We start from the raw sequence: 21,198 nt of genomic DNA, 5'->3' as shown, positions 1-21,198 counted from the left end.
ATAATTCTCCTTTTCCCTGTTTTCTGAGAGACTGCACATGTTTTATCCATCTGCAGGTGGGAAGATGATACGGCTAGGGCCCGATGAAGGTGGGCATGGAATCCGTTACAATGAAGATAACGAATGAGAACGTAGAAAGGAGTGAGCGAATGGAAGTCTTATTTGGATTACCACTGTTGTTGCTCGTCCTATTCTTTGCCTTTTTATACTTTAATATTAAAGGGCTATCGAATATGTGGAAGGACTACAATCGAACGAAATCGATGATTCCGCTTGGATTCTTCATCGTCGGGATTATCGGAATTTTCACAGGAGTGTGGACGTGGCTCGTCATTTTGATTTACTACGTCGTCCGACCGAAAGAGTAAACACTGTATGCAGACGCATACGGTGTTTTTGCTATACTGAGGACGAGGTGTTGAGATGGAGAAATTGATAAAAGCATGGTTTATCGTGACGTTGATCACGTTCGGAATCTTTAAGCTTGGTGAAGTGATGACGACCCCTTACTCGGAAACACCGAGTGAAGGGAATCTATACTGGATTGTTCTCTTAATTGGATGGCCGTTTCTGTTGTTGTTTATTTGGATCACCGTTCGTTTGACACATCGAGTCGTCGCATCCGTGCGACCATTTGGAAAGGTTAGTTTAGCGATTGGAAGTTTCGTCATGGCTGGTATAGCTTGGATGACTAACCAATCGCAGGCGGCGTCTCTTCGAGAAGGAATTCGTTTGTCAGCCAATGAGTCGTACGCAGCAGGATGGAACCAGTTCACGAATATCATCTATATGAATCAGCTGACGTTCTTCCTTTTGACGGTCAGCTGTATGGGAGTCGGAATTCTCTTATCATTCTTTTTGAACAAAAAACAGCGAGACGAAGCCGTGTGAGCTTCCTCTCGTTGTTTTTTTATAGATGTTCTTTATAAAGACGTGCATAGCGATCGGCAGCGATGATGGCGTCTGCAACTTCTTCAGCTGTGACATCGAAACCGCTATGAATCGTTTCGCCATCTGCCGTTGCGGCTTTCCCAACTTTCAAGATGTCGTCTCGAGACGCATCCTTCAATTTGATCTCTTCGAGTGTGACCGGTAAGTCGAGAGCCATATAAAAGGCGACATAGTGTTCGAATTCCTCTTGAGGACGTCCTTCGAGTGCGAGTTGTACGAGTGTTCCGAATGCGACTTTTTCACCGTGCGTCAAATGGTGGATGTCTCCTTCAAGCGCGGTGAATCCATTGTGAATGGCGTGGGCTGCAGCCAAGCCGCCGCTTTCAAAGCCAAGTCCACTCAATAGGGTATTGGCTTCCACAACGGCTTCAAGCGCAGGTGTGACGACTTTTGCTTTGACAGCTTCATATGCTTGAATCCCGTATGTGAATAGAACTTCTTCACACCGTTCGGCAATCGCCTCCGCTGCAAGCGTTGGGACGCCGCCAGCCATCGTCTTGCCTCCGAATGCCAGGACACTTCGTACTTCCACCCACGTGGCTAATGCATCGGCAATACCTGACGCTAAGAAGCGTGGCGGTGCTTGTGCAATCAATTCCGTGTCCACAAGGACGAGATCTGGATTCTTTTTATAGAAACGGTAACTTTCGAAATTGCCTTCCTCTGTATAAATGACCGACAATGCACTCGTTGGTGCATCCGTAGAGGCGATGGTCGGTACGATGACGATGCGCGCATCCAATTCATCTGCGACCGCTTTTGCTGTATCGAGCGTCTTCCCACCGCCGAGACCGATGACAAGCGCTGTGTCACTCTCCTTAGCATCTCTAGCGATTCGAGTGATCTCATGCTTCGAAGCTTCTCCGACAAAATCGGCTTTCGTCGCTTTGAGCTGACTCGCTTGCAGAGATTTGGTCACCCGTTCGCCGATCAACTCCCATACGACGTCATCCGCGATGAGTAAAGCGTTTGAACCGAAGTGAGCGACAAACTCTCCGATGCGATCAATCGTTTGTTTCCCTTGCACATACTTGGCCGGACTGATGAAAATGCGTTCTGACATAGTGAACTCCATCCTTTCATATCAGGTTTGATGTAAGTGCTTACAAGGTCATCATACTACAGTTTGTAAAGAATGTTCGTGAAGATTACATGAAGAACGGCAACTGACCGAGCACAAGTAATAGGATGATGATGGCGACGACAATGAGAAACCCCCAGTCGTTCATTCGTTTCGTCATGGCACACGTCTCCTTCATAGACTAGAATTGCGATTCCTCCTCAGTATAGGAGGTCGGAAGAAAAAGGGAGGATGAATAAATTACCAGGTCAAAAAAAGATATGCCTTGTCGTGAGACGGCAGGTCATTGGGTTTAACAGATGATGAATCGGGAACAGTAGAGTCGTATGTTGATTTTATTGAAGGAGGAATTGAGTATGTCGAAACATGTACTGATTGTCACGACGTCAGCAAATCAATTATCAAATGGTCATGCAACGGGACTTTGGCTTGAAGAGTTTGCCGTTCCTTATTTATTGTTCGAAAAAGAAGGATATAAAGTGACGGTCGCGAGTATCGAAGGTGGAGACGTGCCAATCGATGCGAATAGTTTAGAAGATGGTTTGTCAGAAGACATTCTCAATACACGGGAATTGCTCAAAGACACAGCTCGTCTCGATCAAGTCGCAGACGAGTCGTACGATGCAATCTTCTTACCGGGTGGTCACGGGACAGTTGTTGATTTCCCAGAAAATGAAACGTTACAACGTGTCATTCGCAATGTATACGAGAGTGGAAATATTGTCGGGGCAGTTTGCCACGGACCAATTGGATTGGTCAATGTGAAACTCAGCAACGATGAGCCACTCGTTAAAGATAAACAGGTGACAGGGTTCACCGATGCAGAAGAAAAAGAGATGCAGCTCGATTCTACCGTACCGTTCTTACTTGAAACGGGACTACGCAATCAAGGTGGGCAGTTCAAAGGAGCTGACAACTGGGCGGTGAACGTGGCGGTTGATGAGCGACTCGTCACAGGACAAAACCCGCAGTCTTCTGAAGCAGTCGGGAAAGAGCTTGTCAAATTACTCGGATAATTGAGTGAAGCAACTTCGAATGTCGAAGTTGCTTTTTTGTTTTGGACATATGTCCTATTCAAGTCCTCTTCCTTTTCGTAAAGTCATACGGAGAGAAAGGGGAATGACATGGGAATTTTATTTGCCATCTTATCTGGGACGTTCATCGCCCTCCAAGGAATCTTTAATGCGAAATTAGGAGATGCGGTCGGGGCATGGATGTCGGTCACCATCGTTCACTTCGTTGGACTTTTATTGGCGCTAGCGATTTATTTCTTCAAGCGGGATGCGGATATGACAGCCTTCAAGCGTGTACCTTGGTATTATAGTTTAGGAGGATTGTTCGGCGTATTCGTTGTATTCGGCGAATTGACGGCGATTCAACAACTAGGGGTCACATGGGCAATCTGTGTATTGCTTGTAGCGCAATTGATAGGAGCCTTTATCATTGATTTGAATGGCTGGTTTGGGGTCAAACGGAAACCGATGAACACGGGACAGGTCATGGGACTCGTCTTGATGGTCGTTGGCATCGGAATTTATACATTTTCTTAAGGAGTTCACTTTACATGATGAATGTTATGGATGCACTGACACGATTGCAGTGGAATCATCTATTTTCGAATGAAACGCTTGAGTCCTCGTCTTTGGTGACATATGCGTCCGGGACCATGTTATGTTCGAACGATCAGCACATCGAATCTTTATTCGTAGTCCTTGAAGGGCGTGTCAAAATTTATACGCTCAGTGAAGAAGGGAAGCTTCGATTATTACGGCTAAAAGCAGCCCCTACGCTGATTGGGGATATCGAGTATGCGAGCGGGCGTAACGTCTTGCATACAGTTGAAGCAGTCGGTCCCGTTACGTGTCTGCGTATCCCGTTCGAGGCGCTTCGACGATATAATCGAACGGTCGAATTCACGGAGCATCTGTTACGAGGCGTATCCGAAAAGTTATTCATTGAGGCGAACGCTTCATCCAACCATCTCATGTCGACTCTTGAAGAGCGGTTGGCCGGTTACTTGATTTCTCTCAGTGAATCCGGGAATGAACTGTTTCAAGCGGAGATGAGTCAACTGAAACGGAAAGAAGTCGCAGAATGGCTCGGGACGAGTTATCGTCACTTGAACCGAACGCTACAGGCATTCGTCGATGAAGGATTGGTCAAACGAACGAGAAAAGAAGTGATCATCTTAAACAGTGAGCGATTGAAGGAACGTGCGAACGGCATGTTTTATGAGTAAGGAGGGGTTATATGATTTTTGGGATCATCTGTTCGGCAGTGGCTGGGGCATTTATTAGCGTACAGGCGGCGGTCAACGCGAAAATGAATACAAATTTAGGGGCATGGGCCACCACGGTATTGGTCTTTATTGTTGGTTTGGTTGGATCCATCATCCCGTTAGTATTATTTGGAGGAAATATTGCTGGATTACGTGACTTATCGCCAATCTATTGGCTCGGTGGTTTGCTTGGGGTCGGGGTCGTGTACTGTGTCATGCGCAGCATCCAGATTCTTGGACCCACGTTGTCCGTGTCACTCATTCTCGTGTCACAACTCATTTGGGCATTAGTCGTCGATTTGTACGGCGCCTTCGGGATGCCTCAAATCACGTTATCAGCTGGACAAGTCGTTGGGCTTACGGTCCTGCTCGTCGGAGTTATTCTCTTTAAACAGTCTCAGACGGCAGCCATCGCCAAACAAGCTGTCAACGAAGCCACTTCTTGAGGAGTGGCTATTTTTCTGAGCAAAACGGGTACAGGTTGGTAACGATTTTTTGATAAAATGAAGCAGTATGGTTAAAAAATAGCTGAGGTGATGAAAAAAGTGGATTCTTCCATAGTGATTGATTTGTTGATTGTTTTGTTTTTGATTGTGTTGAACGGGATTTTTGCGATGACAGAAATTGCGCTCATCTCATCGAAACCTGCAAAACTTGAGGTTGAAGCAAATCGAGGGAAACGAAGTGCCAAGATTGCGCTTCATTATTCGAAAGACCCGACAGATTTGTTGTCGACCGTTCAAGTCGGAATCACATTGATTGGGATTATTAACGGGGCCTACGGGGGCGCACGCTTCTCGGCACCGCTCGCATCGGCGTTTGAACAAGCCGGGATGAGTATGCAGTATGCCGGAACCGTTGCTTATGTGGCCGTCGTTACAATTATCACGTATCTATCCCTGATTATCGGTGAATTGGTCCCGAAACGGATCGCGCTCGTCTCGCCTGAGAAAGTCACGATGGCGATTATTCCTTCGCTCGATCTATTCAGCAAGGTGATGAAACCGTTCATTTGGATTTTATCGAAATCGACGCTTTTCTTATTCAAGCTACTTGGATTGAAGGCGGAACAGACGAGTGGGGAGACCGAACTCGAGATCAAACAACTCTTGTTCGAAGGCGCACAGCAAGGTCAGTTCGCTCATGAAGAAGTTCGGCAAGTCGAACGGGTCTTTGCGTTTCATGATCAATTGATTTACGAGCTCATGCAACCACGGACGACGCTCGAATGGGTCGACTTAGAAGATGACATGGACGATATGAAGAAATCGATCTATGAAAGTAAACATAACAAGTTACCGGTCGGGCGCGACTCGCTTGACGATTTTGTCGGATACATCGACGTACGTGATATTTTGACGTTACCGACACTGCGTGAGCCGTCACAAATTTTGAAGCGCATCAAACAGCCGCTCATCGTTCCGAAACAGCGAGAGGCGAGCCAAGTGCTTCAGATGATGCAGAAAAATGGTGTCGAAATTGCCTTCGTCTTAGATGAATACGGCGGATTCCTCGGCATGGTCACATTGTTCGATATTTTAGAAGAAATCGTCGGAGAAGTCATGATTGAAGAAGATACACCGGAAGTGGTTCGTCGTGAAGATGGATCATATTTAGCGGATGGATTGCTCGGGATCGAGGATTTGAAACGAACATTCGAGATTCGGGATGACCGATTCGACGAAGGGCGTAACTCCTATCATACGCTCGCAGGACTCGTCATTTATGCACTGGGCGATTTTCCGAAACGGGGCGATGTGGTGGAAGCGTACGGTCTTCGCTTTGAAGTCGTAGATATGGACGGGAAGCGTGTCGACCAGGTTCTTGTCTCAGAGCTACAAGAACCAATTACAGAAGAGGACTGATGCGATGCATCAGCCCTCTTTTTCGTGTGTCATCCACGTTCGTTGTAACGAGCCTAACAAGACTTGGGCTGTGTGCAACATCGCCCGTTCATCCACATCGAAGCGAGGATGATGATGAGGGAAGATTGCGGAGAGCTCGGGATTTCCTGCACCTGCGAAGAAAAAACTACCTGGAACATGTTCCATATAATACGCAAAGTCTTCTCCGACCATGAGCGGTGCCATCTCAATGACACCGTCTGCGCCGACGACGTCAAGTGCGCTCTCGCGAACGAGTTCTGTTTCCCTCATATGATTGATGACAGCCGGATATCCTTTTATATACTCCAATTCATAATCGGCATCACTCGCCTCACAGACGGATCGGATGATTCGTTCCATATCAGAGATGATTTTTTCTTGTATCTCCCGAGTGAATGTACGCACGGTACCAGATAATCTCGCTTCTTCGGCAATGACGTTGAACGCTTGTCCGGAGTGGAGCGTCCCGATGGTTAACACGGCAGGTTCAAGCGGGTCGACTCGGCGGCTGACCACCTGTTGGAGATGATTCGCCACGTTCACAGCGACCATAAGGGCATCGACCGTATGTTGAGGAATCGCGCCGTGTCCGCCCTTTCCTGTAATAGTCAATTCAAAGCGATCAGCCGCAGCCATGACAGGTCCAGTTTTTACACCGATCGTTCCGAAGGGGAGTGGCGTCCAAATATGCGCACCGTATATATAATCCACGTTGTCGAGACAACCGTCTTCAATCATCGGTTTGGCACCACCTGGAGCCAATTCCTCAGCAAATTGATGAATCAATACGACATCTCCAGGAAGAGGCATCTCGGTCAGTACTTTTGCAAGAACGAGGAGTGTCGCTGTATGGGCATCATGTCCACAAGCATGCATCACACCGTTCACTTTTGAACGATAGGGAACGTCCTTCAAATCTTGAATGGGAAGCGCATCAAAATCAGCACGTAACGCGATGGTCGGACCATCCCCGCCTTTGATTCGACCGACGACCCCATTACCGCCAACGTGCTCACGTACTTCGATTCCAAGTTCACGGAGATAAGAAGCAATCATCTTCGGTGTCTCGACTTCTTGGAAAGATAGTTCTGGATACTGATGAAAATGACGTCTTAGCGACACCATCTCTTCGAACAACTCAGTCAAACGTATTTCGGCATTCGTGACAACCATTGCGTACACTCCTTTGTGACCCTCGCGTCAAGAATTGAATGCATTTACAGTTTTTTATGAAAGTTAAGCTTATCTTATACGAGTAAAGGGAATTAATACAGGAGAAACTGAAGAAATGAGGTGCTATCATGGGGTGGATTATTGCGATTGTAGCGGTTGTCGTGCTCGTACTCATCTATTTTTCAATGTACAACGGGCTCGTCAAATATCGAAATTGGGTCGATGAGGCATGGGCTCAAATCGATGTACAGTTGAAGCGGCGGTATGATCTGATTCCGAACTTGGTCGAGACGGTGAAGGGCTATGCGAAACACGAGCAAGAAACGCTTGCGAAGGTCGTCGAACTGAGAAATCAGCTCGGAGAAAAGTCGAATCGTCAGGACCAAATGGCAGTGAACGATCAATTGAGTGGAGCACTGAAAAATCTCTTCGCGCTTCGTGAGGCGTATCCGGACTTGAAAGCGAACGAGAACTTTAAGATGTTGCAGGAAGAATTGACACAGACGGAAAATAAGGTGGCGTATTCGCGTCAACTCTATAACAATACGGTCATGAAATATAACACGAAAATCGAATCGGTCCCGACGAACATCATCGCTTCCGTCCATCATTTCGAAAAGCGCGATATGCTCGAGGCACGTGCCGAAGAGCGCGAGAACGTTCGCGTCTCATTTTGATGAATCGAGGTGGCGCGTATGCTCCTCTATGAACAGATTCGAAAGAATAAAGTGAAGACGGTCTTCATCGTCACAGGGTTTGTCTTGTTTGTCCTTCTTGTCGGAGCGGCCATTTCCTATGTCAATTATGGGGACGCACTCCCAGGATTGATCTTCACACCCGTCTTCTCGTTGTTTTATGTCGGCATCGTGATCATGTCGAGTACGAACATCGTCATGAAGATGAATCGGGCACAAGAGGTGACTTCAGTGGAAGAACACCGCTTTTTATGGCATACGGTCGAGAACATGGCGATGGTCGCGCGAGTACCGATGCCTCGTATCTTTATCATCAACGACCCGTCCCCGAATGCTTTCGCGACCGGATTGAAACCGGAAAAGGCAGCCGTCGCCGTCACGACAGGGCTATTAGAACGACTCTCACGAGAAGAAGTAGAGGGGGTGATTGCGCATGAGGTCGCACACATTAAAAATTATGATGTACGACTCTCGACGGTCACGCTCGCACTCGTGTCAGTCATCGCCATCATGAGCGATATTGGATCGCGTATGCTCTTTTTCCGAAGTATTGGTGGTGGACGACGTGATCAGAATCAGAATCCCATCTTTTTGATCATCGGACTCGTCTTGTTGGTATTGGCACCGCTCATCGCCATGCTCATCAATATGGCGATTTCACGGAATCGTGAGTTCTTGGCAGATGCGAGTGGGGCGGAACTGACCCGGAACCCGGACGCTCTCGCCTCGGCGCTTGAGAAGATTGCGAACGTCGAGACGCCCGTCGAGCAAGCGTCGAGTGCCTCGGCACCGCTTTACTTCTCCGACCCACTTAAGAAGAAAGTGAGCGGTCTGTTCTCAACACACCCGGATCCGGTCGAGCGTATTTCCCGACTTCGTCAAATGTAAATAAGAGCCTATCCGTTGCGGTAGGCTCTTTATGTTACACTGAATTGGGAAAATAAGGAGGCGGGTGAGTTGAGTAAAAAGAAATACATAGGGTATAGTCTGATCTTCTGTGTTGTCATTTTCTTATCGGGATCGATATTCAATAACCCAATTTGGCAATTGATGCGTGTCATCATGTGGCTTACGCAATACATCTTGCCGTGGATTTTCCTCTACTATTTCATTCAATTCTATCAACAATATGCAGCCAAACAAGAAAAGCCACCTGAATGAGGTGGCTTTCGACGTTCATCCGGCACGGTGGCTACGGATTTTTTCAATCTCATCGAGGACGAACTGGACGTTTGTACCGACAATGACTTGAATGTGATTTGGACTGACGACTTTGATTCCTGGGATACCCGCTTTCTTGATTTGATCTTGGTTGACGGTATCCATGTCTTTGACATCGACGCGTAGGCGTGTAATGCAAGACTCGATTCCAGTGACGTTGCTGTCACCGCCAAGACCGTCATAAATCATATTTGCCATCGCTGAGTATTCGCTACCTGAAGCAGATGCGACTGGAGCCACTTTCGTTTCACCGTCTGCTGTCTCACTTGCAACCGCATCGACAACTTCATCTGGTTCACGACCTGGCGTCGCCAAGTTGAGCTTCACAATCATGAAGCGGAAGATGACGTAGTAAATGACTGCGAACACGAGACCTTGAACGATGAGCATATACGGTTGGTTCGCAAGCGGCAAGCGTGAGCTCAAGATGAAGTCGACCAAGCCTGCGCTAAATCCGAAGCCGGCTGTCCATTGGAACGTTGCCGCAACGAAGAGCGAAATTCCTGTAAGGACGGCGTGGACAAGGTAAAGAACAGGTGCGAGGAACATGAATGAGAACTCGAGTGGTTCTGTTACCCCTGTGAAGAATGAAGCGAATGCCGCTGCGAGAAGAAGCGAAGCCGCTTGTTTCTTCCGTTTTGTTTTCGCTGTATGGTACATCGCGAGTGCTGCGGCCGGAAGACCGAACATCATGATTGGGAAGTAACCTGCTTGGTACATCCCCGTCACACCTTTTTCACCTTGACCTGACCAGAAGTTTCCGATGTCGTTGATTCCTGCGACGTCGAACCAAAATACCGAGTTGAGGGCGTGGTGGAGACCGGTTGGAATCAAGAGACGGTTAAAGAATCCGTAGAGTCCGGCACCGAATGCGCCGAGTTTTGAAATCGATTCTCCGAATCCGACGAGACCCGTATAGACGACCGGCCAGATGAAGTAAAGGGCGACCGATACGAGAATCATCGAGAAGGCTGTCATGATTGGTACGAGACGCTTCCCACTAAAGAAGGCGAGAGCATCTGGTAGTTTGACTTGACTGAAGCGATTATACATGGAAGCAGCGACGAGACCAGATAAAATCCCGACGAATGCGTTCCCGATTTTGCCGAATGCCGGGTTAACGGCTTCGACGTCAATTCCTTGGAACAATGCAACCGTTCCTGCAGAGAGAAGCGTTGTGACCGTCAAGAAGGCAACGAGTCCACTGAGTGCGGCTGAACCGTCGCGGTTCTTAGCCATTCCGAGCGCAACCCCGACTGCGAATAGAATTGGAATGTTATCGATAATAGCGGCACCCGCTTTAATTAAGAATGCAGCGGCAATGTTTTCAGATCCCCAGCCGACTGGGTCAATCCAATAACCAATCCCCATGAGAATGGCAGCAGCCGGAAGTACGGCGACCGGTAACATGAGGGAACGTCCGAGACGTTGGAAAAAGTTCATCATTGTTGATTTCCTCCTTTTTGATGGTGTTGATCTTGTAGACGTTGAATGTGGAGCGTAATATAACCAAGTTCTGACTCGGGCAAGACGACGCCATAGGTCTCTTCCATTTCTTTCGCGACATCCGATGCACAGGCATAGGCAGACGTGAATTTCGTCTGAATCATGCGGAGCATGTCTTCATCAATCGTGTGATGATCGTAATGGTTGACACGATCCATGACGAACCGTAAATGAGTTAATAATCGTTGGTAGGATAAGTCATCTTCTTCAATGGATACATCGAGTCGTCGTGAAATCGATTGAATCATGTCGCGGACAATCGTTGTCTGTTTGACCGTCTTGCGTAAATCACCTCCTTTCACTTTCATCGTATGGATATGAAGCGCGATGAACGCAGCTTCGTCTTTCGGCATTTGAACGTTCAGTTTTTCAGCAATATGTTCGATTGCCCATAGTCCAATTTCGTACTCATTTCGATAGAGGATTTTAATCTCATTCAACAGTTTGTTGCGTAACGAGATGCCATCCATTTCCCGCTCGATGGCGAACGAGATATGGTCGGTCAACACAAGGTGGATGTGTTCATTGAACGATGTCTCGAGACGCTTTTCCGCATACGAGATAATATCCTCGGAAACGGTGAAGTGTTCGACAGGAATCCGGCTCAACAACTGTTGGAACTTGTCATTCTCCGGCATGATGAATAGTTTTTCAATTTTGTGGGGATTCACGATGTCGTTTTTCGCTTTTTTAAACGCGACACCTGGCCCAATCGCAATCTTTTCTTCACCCTCGTCTGAGACGATGACCGCATTGTTGTTTAGAATCTTTTTGATTTTAATCATGTGTCCTCCTTATTCCGGAGTCACGCTTCCACTCGGGCGACAACCGTCTTGCCCGGAACAGCTTCTTTCGTGAACGTGAAGGCATAATGATGAGCGAGTGCGCCACCATTCGTCACGACCATTGGCGTGACCGTGTCTTTACCAGCCTGATGAATTTGCGCCAAGTCTGCTGTGAGTAACAGCTGTCCCGTTTTGACGTGGTCACCCACATCTACTTGAAGATCAAACGGTCGACCTTCGAGTTCGACGGTATCGAGACCGACGTGTATCAAAATCTCAGCCCCATCCTCGGTCCGAATGCCGATGGCGTGCTTGGTCGGAGCGATTTGTACAATCTCCCCGTCAGCCGGTGAGACGACGGCGCCGTCTGTTGGTGTGATGGCAATACCATCCCCCATCATTTTTTCACTGAAGACCGGGTCCGCTACTTGTTCGAGTGGAATGACGTCTCCTTCCATTGGTGAGTGCAGTGTCGGTTTGTGTCGATTCATTAACTTATTCCATAGCATGTCTACTACATCCTTTCTTGAAACAAAACACCGAAAAACAAAACAGGCATGGAGTATAGACGGATGGCATGCACCGTACGTCTTACCCCATGCCTGATCGAATCAGTCACATGTGATCGCTATTCGTTTCTTCACGTTCAACATAACATGTGTTGGTTTGAGACACAAGTCTTTTTTGAAAGCGTTCTCTAAAATTTTACAAGGGGATGAATCTGTTGTATAGTAAGGGCGAATCTAAGTAAGAAAGGTGTTGCATGTTGATGAGTGAGGTTGTATCTGCCTAACGAACTGAAAAATGTCGGATGACACGTCTTTTTGTCATGCCGTCATGTTCCGTTACAGATACCGCCCATCAAAAACTGCCAGACACCCGTCTGTCTTTTTGCGTTGGTCGTCATCGACCGACGCTTTTTTGTTTGCGCGGTATCTCGATTCTATCATTTGAGGAGAGAGACACATGAACGAACAAACATTTGAAAAATTACAATACAACGAATTGATGACGAAAGTAGAGCGCTTCTGCATCAGCGGATTCGGAAGACGACTTCTTCGACAGCAACGCCCAACGAGCCACATTACGACGGTGAAGAAGCGCCTGCAAGAAACATCCGAAGCCCGCGCGATTCTAGACGCGACGTCACACGTCCCGTTCATCGGTGTGTCTGACATGGAGACCATTATCGGAAAACTGCAACGAGGCATCCAACTCGAGGCAACAGAGCTTGAAGCGGTCGCCGAGTTTTTACGAGGGGCACGCAAACTCAAGCGATTCATGCTCGAGCATGAATTCTTTGCACCGCTTCTTTCGGCTTATGCTGCCGGTATGGGCGAATGGCGAACGTTAGAAGAAGACATCACACAAGCGATTCGAGCCGGACAGGTCGTCGATGAAGCATCGAAAGAGTTGAAGCGGATTCGTAAGCAAGTCGACATTTTAGAAGGACGAATCGAGGAACGATTGACCAAGTTCTTAAAGAGCGCCGCTAATCGCGAGATGATCCAAGACGGATTTGTCACGAAAAAACAGGACCGCTTCACCATTCCAATCAAAGCTTCTTATAAGCATAAAGTGGCAGGGACGATTGTAGATACCTCGAATCGAGGGACGACGGTCTTTATCGAACCGGAAGCAATTGCGAAGTTAAACGCTGAACTTGTCGTCAAACGTACAGAAGAAGCGGTAGAGGTGTATCAAGTGCTAGCGACGTTGACGGGAGCGGTGACAGAAGTCCTTCCTGACATCGAATCGACGCTCGATGTCATCGCCCAGTACGATATGGTCTTCGCAAAAGGGAAGTACAGTCAGTCGATTGATGGCGTGATACCACACGTCAATGCGACCGGTCACATCCGATTGAAACAAGTACGTCATCCGCTCTTAGAAAGCGCTGTGCCACTTGATTTTGCCATCGGTACAGACTATCGCGGCTTGATCATCACCGGACCGAACGCCGGCGGGAAGACGGTCGTCTTGAAAACGATTGGACTCCTTAGTCTGATGACGATGACGGGACTGCATATCCCGGCTCACACGGATACAGTCATTTCGACATTTGATGAGGTGTTCGTCGATATCGGAGATAATCAAGACTTGGAATCGGCACTCAGTACGTTCTCTGCACACATGTACAACGTAGCGAGTATCATGCAGACCGCTGGAAAACGGTCGCTCTTGTTATTCGATGAAATCGGAAGCGGGACGGAACCGAACGAAGGAGCCGCTCTTGCGATTGCCATCTTAGAAGCGGCATATAAACGGGGCGCAATCGTTGTGGCATCGACACATTATGGTGAAATCAAATCCTATTCTGAAGCCCACCCAGATTTCATGAACGCTGCGATGCAGTTTGATCCGGAAACGCTCGAACCGAAATACCGACTGCTCATGGGGCAGTCAGGCGACAGCAACGCCCTCTTTATCGCCCGTAAGATGAAGTTACCGGAAGCGATTCTGAAACAAGCATCCCGTTACATGAACGAGAAAACGTATGACACTACGAAAGTCGATGATTCTAAAATCACACGCGAAATCGAAGCGGCACCGCTTGAAGAGGCGGAACGCTTTGAAAAAGGTGACCGTGTCCGGTTGTTAGAGACGAATCAAGTCGGGCTTGTCTATTCGGTTGATGCATCGCGTCGACATGTTCGCGTTTTCGTAGATTCGGAATATGTAGAGTTGCCGAGTCGTCGTGTCCGGTTAGAAGCACGAGCAACGGAGCTTTATCCGGCTGATTATGATTTGGATACATTGTTTACGACGTATCAAGAACGAAAGGAAGCGCATGACTTTGCACGCGGATCGAAAAAAGCGTTACGACGAGTGGAGAAAGAGATTCGGGCAAGAAAGAAACAAGAGCAATCAAACCAAAAATGAATGTAGCATACAGCGAACGGGTAAGAGCACATAGAGAGAAGTCTTAATGTGGGAGGGACTTATGTGTTCGACTTAAGCTTTTGGTTTGCACTCGGTTTTGCGGTGATTCACTTTTTTTCGGGAAAACTTCTTCATGTGCATGAAGTGCCGAGGAGCCGCTTTTTATCGATAGCAGGTGGAATTGCCGTTGCTTATGTTTTTTTACACTTGTTGCCCGAGTTGAATGAGTATCAACGCGAACTCGAAGGAGAGATTGGAAATAATATCTTCGCTTCCCTCGAGAACCATATCTTGATCATCAGTATGTTAGGACTGGCTGTCTTTTATGGGCTCGAACGATTCGCAACGGCCAATAAGCGTAAACAAAAACCGTATGTGTTTTGGATTCACATCGGTTCCTTCACGCTTTATACGTTTAGCATCGGGTATGTGCTCGCAGAAAGTGAGTTCCAATCGAATGGGACGATGTTCCTCTATTTTGTGGCACTCGGTATACACTTTGTAACGGTTGATCAAGGGTTACGTCAGCATCATCAGCAACTCTATGATCAGCGTGGACGAATCTTTTTATCACTTGCTGTACTCATCGGATGGGCAGTTGGCACCTTTGCGGAAGTGAATGATCTCGGCTTATCGATTGTTGTCGCTTTTTTAGCAGGAGGTGTCATCTTGAATGTCATGAAAGAAGAGCTACCTGCTGAACGAGAAAGTAGTTTCGGTGCATTTTTGGTTGGGTTATTAGGTTATGCGTTGTTGTTACTCGTCATATGAAAAGGCAGCCACGTGCGTCGTGGCTGCCTTTTGACTTATAAGCTGTTGCTTTGATTTTCTACGTTGCTGTCGCTCTCTGTTGAAGCATCATCATCTGAAGAAGATGAATCGTCATGATATGGACCGTGACCATGCCCATGGCGACCACCTTCACGTCCACCACGCATGCCGCGAGCATCTTCTAAGTCATCGTAACTCGTCACATCGGCAAAACGCTCTTCATGGTCAGCGAGGATTTGATCCGCTTCTTCTTGCGTCAAGTTTCCTTCTTCCACAGCAGTCGCGAGCTTTTCTTCATGCGACGTCATGATGGCGTCGATGAACGCTTCAATGGAAATCCCTTTTTCTTCTGCGAGTTCAGGGAGAGATTGCCCGTTTTCACGAGCCGCATCCACTTCTTCTTCCGTTAAACCGAGCGCTTCGATGAGAGCGGCATGACCCGCTTCTCGGTCCCCGAACATACCGGGTCCTTTTTCACCACGATCACATTGTGTGGATTCTGTCGTTGTCGTTTCGTCAGTTGTCGTGTCATTTGTCGCGGCATATACGCCAGTGCCTGATACAGCCAAAAGACCGGCTAAGGCGATTGCTAGTTTTTTTGATTTCATGTGTATCTCCTCCTTTTGATACTTCAAGTGTAGAACTGAAGGCTTCGGAAGTTGTGAGGGAGTTGCAAGATTTCTGCAAATTGTCTTTGGGAAACGGTGGGACGATTGATGGGTACGATATAATGGATGTGGAGGCGATATGAGATGAACATACTCGTTGTGGAAGATGAACAGAAACTTGCGGACGGCATGTCCCGCTTTTTAACATATGCAGGGTTTGATGTGACCGTAGCGATGACCCTTGGAGAAGCGAAGCGACAGTTACACCAGCGCTTTGATGCAGTTTTACTCGACGTCCGTCTTCCTGATGGAGAAGGATGGACCTTGATTCCAACGTTAAAAGCGCAACAGCCTGCTCCTGCAATTATCCTGACGACGGCTCGTGGTGAGGCAGATGATCGTGTATTTGGATTGGAACTTGGAGCGGATGACTACTTGGTCAAACCGATCGTCCTGAAAGAGTTGGAGATTCGGTTAAAGCGTCTCGTCAAACAGACAGATGTGATTCAGTTCGGCGCACTCACCATCGACATCAAATCGAGAATGGTACAAGAAAATGGTCATCCTCTTCGTTTGACGAACAAGGAGTATGAATTGCTGTTATATCTTTGGAAACATGTCGGGGAGGCGTTAGACCGAAACCGTTTGCTCGATGATGTGTGGGATTACGCATTTGTCGGAGATACACGAACGGTCGACACGCATATTAAACAATTGCGTGATAAATCACCCACCTTGAAAGAACAGCTGAAAACCGTGCACCGGGTCGGTTATCGGTTAGAGGGACTGTCATGAATCGATTAATGAAGAAGTTACTTTGGACGGCCATTCTACCGCTTGCCGTGATGGCCCTTTTAACATTTGGTCTCACCTCTCTCTTAATCGGACGTTTCGCAGAAGAGGAAACATACACACAATTAGAGCGAGAGGCAGCGATTGTGTATGAAGCCATTCAAGAGGGGCGTGGAATCCCGGGGCAGCTTGACGTGCTGATATTCCAAAACGGGCAGCGTATTGAGTTCGAACGAGGTGGACGGATGCATCGCATGCCGCTTGTCACCCTTAATCCGGATGATTTAGCGATTCAAGATGAAGTGAGTGTGAACGGAACTCGCTTTTTGACGTATTTACAAGAAGAAGGGGACATTCAAATTGTGACCTATAGCCCCGTTCCGTTCTCGAATCCACAATTCCAACAAATCTACCTCATCTTAGCGGGCGGATTTATTCTGGCCCTGCTGGTCGCCATCGCTGTCACGTTTTGGATGAGTCGTCGACTCACGCGACCGCTCGTCGAGTTGAAACAAGCGACCGCATCGATTATGGAGGGACGACACGACATCACTCTACCGAATGTGACGAATGATGAGATTGGGGATTTGACCGTCACCATCGGACAAATGAACGCATCACTTCAAGAAAAAGAAGCGCTTCAAAAATCGTTCATCTCTGGCGTGACGCATGATGTGCGTACACCGCTCGCTATCGTTCGAAACGAGGCGGAACTATTAGAGCTTGGTGTTGTACATGAAACAGAGATGGCCACAACCGGTAAAAGCATTACCGAGGAAGTGGACCGGATCGACCGACTTGTCAATCAGATGCTTGAATACTCCAAATTGTCCGCAGGTTCCATTCCGCTTGAAATGGAATCGATTCAACTCGATGAATTGGTTCGTCGATTGACGCCACGCATGTCCGAGTGGTTCCGACAAAAAGACGTGATGCTCGATTTACAATTAGAACCTGTGACAATACAAGCCGATCGACTAGCGATGGAACGGGTTCTTTCGAACTTCTTGAGAAATGCGTATGAGGCGAGCCCAATTGGGGGACGCATTACCATCAAACTGACACCGAATCGACTAGACGTGATAGACGAAGGGGACGGGATTGACCCTGCCGTCCAATATTCCATTTGGGATATGTATGTGAAAGGGGATCGCTCTAACGGACATGGTTTAGGTCTCGCTATCACGAAGTTACTTCTTGACGCACAAGGACTTTCTTATGGCGTCGATTCAGATAAGGGGGCGACGTTTTGGATCAGATGGACATGACGTTATTTTTACGAGGAGTGCGGTTAGAGAAAGACCGCATCCAATCAACGGGTTATCCGTACTCGTTACCAATCTTTCAGACACTCGATGAACTGACGTTTCATCATCCGGTCACGTTTCTCGTTGGAGAAAACGGGAGTGGAAAGTCGACGTTGATTGAGGGGATGGCGGTCGCGGCTGGATTCAACCCAGAAGGCGGAGCACCTTCCTTCCAATTCGAAACGGAGTCAACGCATAGTTCTTTGTATGAAGCGTTGCGTCCGATTCGAGGACCGTATCGACCGAAGGATGGCTTTTTCTTACGCGCCGAGACGGCATACCAGCTATCGAGTTATGTGGATGAGATGGCAAAGTCAGGACGTGATCCTGAACGGTTTTATGAATCATATGGCGGACGTTCCCTTCATGAGCAGTCGCACGGGGAAGCGTTTCTCTCCCTCATGTTGCATCGATTCCGTGGAGAGGGGCTCTACATTTTGGATGAGCCAGAGGCCGCATTGTCGCCGATGCGCCAATTGACGATGCTCGCACGCATGCATGAACTTGTCCAATCCGGCAGTCAATTCATCATTGCGAGTCATTCACCTATCTTGATGTCATATCCAGGTGCGATGATTTTACAAGTGGAGACGGGGCTTACTCCGACTGCATTTGACGATCTGGAACATGTAAAGGTCATGCGCGACTATCTGGATGCGCCAGAGCGGATGCAACGGATTTTGTTCGACTAAAAAAGCGGCCTCGGCCGCTTTTTCATGCTTTCGTGATTTTTCGCAATAAGATGATCGCGAGACTAATGCCCCCAGCAATCAACATATACAAGATAATTTCCATCCAAGTGTTCATTCGTCGTCTCCATCCGCAAAGATTGCGAGCTCCCCTTGTGGCATCGCGACCAACAGATAGGCGTCTCCACCAAGTGGTCTCGCGTCCCCTGCTTGCCAGCACTCAAAGTGTTCTTGATATCCATTGATGAAGAGAAGGGATCCGGATTCAAATTCCAGTTCGAGGTGGGGGTGTTCGTCACCGAGTCGTACGTGATGGATGCGCTCTCTTCTTAAGCGCATGAGCTGTTCGAGTTGTTCACCTTCGTCAAACGTATTTTGCGTCGCATGGACATGCCACGGTCCCTCAATGGAGATCCAAGATTCCAGTCCTTGACGACTGAAATAGAGAAGATGATGGTTCGGACCAGAACCGAAATCGATTCCGACAAAAGAAGAGGCGGTAAAGAGGTGATGCAAAATAGATGTCGCTTGTTCGTGCTCTATGGTAGACACACCGTCACCTCACTTTAAAGAGTTGTTATCATTATCATTTCACGTTACCACGCTAAAGTAAACGAATCTAACTCAATCTAGAAAAGAAACTGTAGATGATTCGCAAAGTATAATGTTGATTTATTTCACATTTCTGTATACAAAAAAGCGGACATTCACGATGAATGTCCGTTTTTTTTCAAACCTCATTATGCTTCGACAAAGGCAGCGCCGATCACACCCGCATCTCCTGACAATTGAGTGAGGCAGAGACGCGTTTTTCCACTAGCATGTGGATACATTTTATTCGAGACTGCTTGTTGTAATTCGTTCCAAAATAATGAGGCCGACATCATGACGCCGCCTCCTAATACAATCACATCAGGATCGACGGTATGAATGATGTTAGCTAGTCCGCTAGCCAGTTCCTCGACGAAGTGATGGCGGTACTCGTCATCTGATAATAGCGAAGGGACGTTTGTATATCCTTTTTCGCTTGCGCGACTCATGAGCGCGGTACCACTTGCGAGTGATTCGAGAGAGCCTCGATTCAGTACAGGGTGAACTGGTCCGTTCGAACGGATAATCATATTTCCGATTTCACCGGCACTGCCGTTCGCCCCTCGAATGATTTGATGTTTATAGACATAACCGCCACCGATTCCAGTGCTCACTGTTACATAAAAAACAGCATCGAATCCTTTTCCTGCTCCAAATTTAGCTTCTGCGAGAGCTGCTGCATTCGCATCGTTTTCAAGGGTGACAGAAAAGCCGAGGCGCTGTGTTAAAGGCTCAACAATTTTTTGATTGTGCCAATTCGGGAGGTTTGGAGGCGTTAAAAACATCCCTTGTTTCAAATCGAGTGGACCGGGAGCCACAATTCCAACATGCCGGATATCGAATTCAACATTGAATTGATGAATCGCAGTCTCAATAGATTGTAGTGTCTCTTCGAAAGGAAGTTGAGGCTGCGTGTTAAACGTGAGTTGTTTTAGTACTTCACCTTTGAGTGAAACAGCCGCAATCCGAGTGTTCGTCCCTCCTAAATCAATCCCGATTCGGACAGCTTGTTTTTCATCGGAAGGAACACCAGTCACTAGACAAATCGCTTCTCCCTCAATCAAGAATGACTCATTGGCCGGGAGAAGGAGTGTACCTCCCGTAGGTACTTCCATCTCATCAACGATTAATGTTCCTTGCACGACAGATAGTAACCGGAACGTGTCGGTCGAAATCTTTTCTTTCGCTGTAACATGCCATTTTTCCACGAAGAAGAATGGATTCTTCGTCAAACGTGTTCGAAAGTGATCGAGTTGACGGATTGGTTCACTATAGCCAAGGTGAGGAACGAAAGAAGCGAGAATGCCCTTTTCTACGTGAAGTTCACGTGGACGACCGGTCGTCACATCCAGTCGCTCGTAATCGTATAGACGATAGGTTGTGTCCGAACTTTGTTGAATTTCCAGTACGCATACCCCTTTTGTCAATGCATGGACCGTTCCAGCTGGGACATAGAAAAAATCACCGGCATGAATCGATTTTCGTATCAAGCCGTGTTCCAAATCGCCTGTTTCAAGCGCTTTGTTGAAGTCTTCTGAGGTGGCATAGGAGTGACCGTAAATGAGTGTCGCATTTGCTGGAGCATCGAGAATATACCAACATTCATTTTTTCCATATGATTCGTTTTCGAGTTGTTCCGCTAACGAATCATCAGGATGAACTTGAATAGACAAATCATCGTTCGCATCAATCCATTTAATCAGTAGCGGAAACACGTCCGCTTTAATTTGAAACAACTCTGGATATTGTTGATAGAGTTCACGCAAAGAAAGACCAACGTAGGGTCCGGAAGCAACGGCTGAACTACCTTTTTCTAATGCAGAAGCCGTCCAAGCTTCACCGATCGAAGGGTCATTGAAATCGAAACCAAATTGCTTCAGACGCTCCCCTCCCCAAAGTCGCTGTTGATAGTGTGGTTTTAAAAGAATAGCGCTCATATCCTGTCCTCCTGTTAATTTGATATACACTTATGAATTTAAAA

Annotated in this window: 23 protein-coding genes; 15 read left to right on the top strand and 8 right to left on the bottom strand. The window is 47.5% G+C overall.

All coding sequences use genetic code 11. The features are described 5' to 3' along the window. The first annotated feature begins 149 nt into the window (after window positions 1-149). A complete protein-coding gene (locus tag KNO94_RS07320; protein ID WP_214778539.1) occupies window positions 150-368 on the top strand; it encodes a hypothetical protein in 219 nt (72 codons plus the stop codon). A gap of 55 nt (window positions 369-423) precedes the next feature. Next, entirely contained in the window at window positions 424-891 is a 468-nt protein-coding gene (locus KNO94_RS07315) for a hypothetical protein (protein WP_214778537.1), read from the top strand. Between the two features lie 19 nt (window positions 892-910). Here KNO94_RS07315 and KNO94_RS07310 read toward each other — a convergent pair whose 3' ends face one another. Beyond that, on the bottom strand, window positions 911-2,014 hold the full coding sequence (locus KNO94_RS07310; protein ID WP_015880342.1) for a glycerol dehydrogenase: 1,104 nt from the start codon (window positions 2,012-2,014) through the stop codon (window positions 911-913). 374 nt (window positions 2,015-2,388) lie between these two features. Here KNO94_RS07310 and KNO94_RS07305 point away from each other — a divergent pair, with 374 nt between their 5' ends. The 5 genes from KNO94_RS07305 to KNO94_RS07285 all read left to right on the top strand — a co-directional run bounded on the left by KNO94_RS07305 (window position 2,389) and on the right by KNO94_RS07285 (window position 6,175). Beyond that, window positions 2,389-3,048, top strand: coding sequence for a type 1 glutamine amidotransferase domain-containing protein (locus tag KNO94_RS07305; protein ID WP_214778535.1), 660 nt, complete (start codon window positions 2,389-2,391; stop codon window positions 3,046-3,048). Between the two features lie 108 nt (window positions 3,049-3,156). Further along, a complete protein-coding gene (locus KNO94_RS07300; RefSeq protein ID WP_214742531.1) occupies window positions 3,157-3,582 on the top strand; it encodes a DMT family transporter in 426 nt (141 codons plus the stop codon). A 14-nt stretch (window positions 3,583-3,596) separates the two neighbouring features. Beyond that, complete coding sequence (locus KNO94_RS07295) at window positions 3,597-4,271, top strand: Crp/Fnr family transcriptional regulator (protein WP_214742532.1); 675 nt, start codon at window positions 3,597-3,599, stop codon at window positions 4,269-4,271. Between the two features lie 11 nt (window positions 4,272-4,282). Beyond that, window positions 4,283-4,756 (top strand): DMT family transporter, encoded by a 474-nt coding sequence (locus KNO94_RS07290; RefSeq protein ID WP_214778533.1) that lies wholly within the window; start codon window positions 4,283-4,285, stop codon window positions 4,754-4,756. 90 nt (window positions 4,757-4,846) lie between these two features. Continuing rightward, the gene (locus KNO94_RS07285; RefSeq protein WP_214778531.1) at window positions 4,847-6,175 is read left to right on the top strand and encodes a hemolysin family protein; all 1,329 of its coding nucleotides are present in this window, start codon (window positions 4,847-4,849) and stop codon (window positions 6,173-6,175) included. A gap of 9 nt (window positions 6,176-6,184) precedes the next feature. Here the strand turns inward: KNO94_RS07285 and KNO94_RS07280 are convergent, their stop codons facing one another. Beyond that, window positions 6,185-7,369, bottom strand: a complete 1,185-nt coding sequence (locus KNO94_RS07280; protein WP_214778529.1) for an amidohydrolase — start codon at window positions 7,367-7,369, stop codon at window positions 6,185-6,187. A 125-nt stretch (window positions 7,370-7,494) separates the two neighbouring features. Between KNO94_RS07280 and KNO94_RS07275 the strand changes: the two genes are divergently transcribed. The 3 genes from KNO94_RS07275 (at window position 7,495) to KNO94_RS07265 (ending at window position 9,225) form a co-directional block, all read left to right on the top strand. Then, window positions 7,495-8,046 (top strand): LemA family protein, encoded by a 552-nt coding sequence (locus KNO94_RS07275; RefSeq protein ID WP_353047833.1) that lies wholly within the window; start codon window positions 7,495-7,497, stop codon window positions 8,044-8,046. Between the two features lie 18 nt (window positions 8,047-8,064). Further along, entirely contained in the window at window positions 8,065-8,952 is an 888-nt protein-coding gene (gene htpX, locus KNO94_RS07270) for a zinc metalloprotease HtpX (protein WP_214778743.1), read from the top strand. A gap of 69 nt (window positions 8,953-9,021) precedes the next feature. Further along, window positions 9,022-9,225 (top strand): hypothetical protein, encoded by a 204-nt coding sequence (locus tag KNO94_RS07265; RefSeq protein WP_214778528.1) that lies wholly within the window; start codon window positions 9,022-9,024, stop codon window positions 9,223-9,225. 15 nt (window positions 9,226-9,240) lie between these two features. Here KNO94_RS07265 and nagE read toward each other — a convergent pair whose 3' ends face one another. From nagE to KNO94_RS07250, 3 genes are read right to left on the bottom strand one after another with little or no spacing between them, the layout of a single operon-like run. Further along, window positions 9,241-10,731, bottom strand: coding sequence for an N-acetylglucosamine-specific PTS transporter subunit IIBC (nagE, locus tag KNO94_RS07260; protein WP_214778526.1), 1,491 nt, complete (start codon window positions 10,729-10,731; stop codon window positions 9,241-9,243). Beyond that, on the bottom strand, window positions 10,728-11,576 hold the full coding sequence (locus KNO94_RS07255) for a PRD domain-containing protein (RefSeq protein WP_251125871.1): 849 nt from the start codon (window positions 11,574-11,576) through the stop codon (window positions 10,728-10,730). The genes nagE and KNO94_RS07255 overlap by 4 nt, the downstream gene beginning before the upstream one ends. Before the next feature lie 20 nt (window positions 11,577-11,596). Next, window positions 11,597-12,085 (bottom strand): PTS sugar transporter subunit IIA, encoded by a 489-nt coding sequence (locus KNO94_RS07250; protein ID WP_214778524.1) that lies wholly within the window; start codon window positions 12,083-12,085, stop codon window positions 11,597-11,599. A gap of 457 nt (window positions 12,086-12,542) precedes the next feature. Here KNO94_RS07250 and KNO94_RS07245 point away from each other — a divergent pair, with 457 nt between their 5' ends. Next, window positions 12,543-14,459: an endonuclease MutS2 gene (locus tag KNO94_RS07245; protein ID WP_214778522.1), complete on the top strand. Its 1,917-nt coding sequence runs from the start codon at window positions 12,543-12,545 to the stop codon at window positions 14,457-14,459. Window positions 14,460-14,522: 63 nt separating this feature from the next. Continuing rightward, the gene (locus tag KNO94_RS07240) at window positions 14,523-15,230 is read left to right on the top strand and encodes a hypothetical protein (RefSeq protein WP_214778520.1); all 708 of its coding nucleotides are present in this window, start codon (window positions 14,523-14,525) and stop codon (window positions 15,228-15,230) included. Between the two features lie 35 nt (window positions 15,231-15,265). Here KNO94_RS07240 and KNO94_RS07235 read toward each other — a convergent pair whose 3' ends face one another. Then, a complete protein-coding gene (locus tag KNO94_RS07235; protein WP_214778517.1) occupies window positions 15,266-15,838 on the bottom strand; it encodes a hypothetical protein in 573 nt (190 codons plus the stop codon). A gap of 144 nt (window positions 15,839-15,982) precedes the next feature. Here KNO94_RS07235 and KNO94_RS07230 point away from each other — a divergent pair, with 144 nt between their 5' ends. From KNO94_RS07230 to KNO94_RS07220, 3 genes are read left to right on the top strand one after another with little or no spacing between them, the layout of a single operon-like run. Next, complete coding sequence (locus tag KNO94_RS07230; RefSeq protein WP_214778515.1) at window positions 15,983-16,633, top strand: response regulator transcription factor; 651 nt, start codon at window positions 15,983-15,985, stop codon at window positions 16,631-16,633. Further along, window positions 16,630-17,898, top strand: coding sequence for a sensor histidine kinase (locus KNO94_RS07225; protein WP_214778513.1), 1,269 nt, complete (start codon window positions 16,630-16,632; stop codon window positions 17,896-17,898). The genes KNO94_RS07230 and KNO94_RS07225 overlap by 4 nt, the downstream gene beginning before the upstream one ends. Next, window positions 17,889-18,629: an AAA family ATPase gene (locus tag KNO94_RS07220; RefSeq protein WP_214778740.1), complete on the top strand. Its 741-nt coding sequence runs from the start codon at window positions 17,889-17,891 to the stop codon at window positions 18,627-18,629. Before KNO94_RS07225 ends, KNO94_RS07220 begins: the two co-directional genes overlap by 10 nt. Before the next feature lie 111 nt (window positions 18,630-18,740). Here the strand turns inward: KNO94_RS07220 and KNO94_RS07215 are convergent, their stop codons facing one another. Continuing rightward, window positions 18,741-19,178, bottom strand: a complete 438-nt coding sequence (locus KNO94_RS07215; protein WP_214778511.1) for a hypothetical protein — start codon at window positions 19,176-19,178, stop codon at window positions 18,741-18,743. A 188-nt stretch (window positions 19,179-19,366) separates the two neighbouring features. Beyond that, a complete protein-coding gene (gene manA, locus KNO94_RS07210; protein ID WP_214778509.1) occupies window positions 19,367-21,154 on the bottom strand; it encodes a mannose-6-phosphate isomerase, class I in 1,788 nt (595 codons plus the stop codon). Window positions 21,155-21,198: the final 44 nt, after the last annotated feature.

The sequence above is a fragment of the Exiguobacterium sp. s22 genome (assembly GCF_018617455.1).
GTDB lineage: Bacteria > Bacillota > Bacilli > Exiguobacteriales > Exiguobacteriaceae > Exiguobacterium.
Note: the sequence above shows the minus strand (reverse complement) of the source record. Positions and strands in the feature narration are given on the sequence as shown.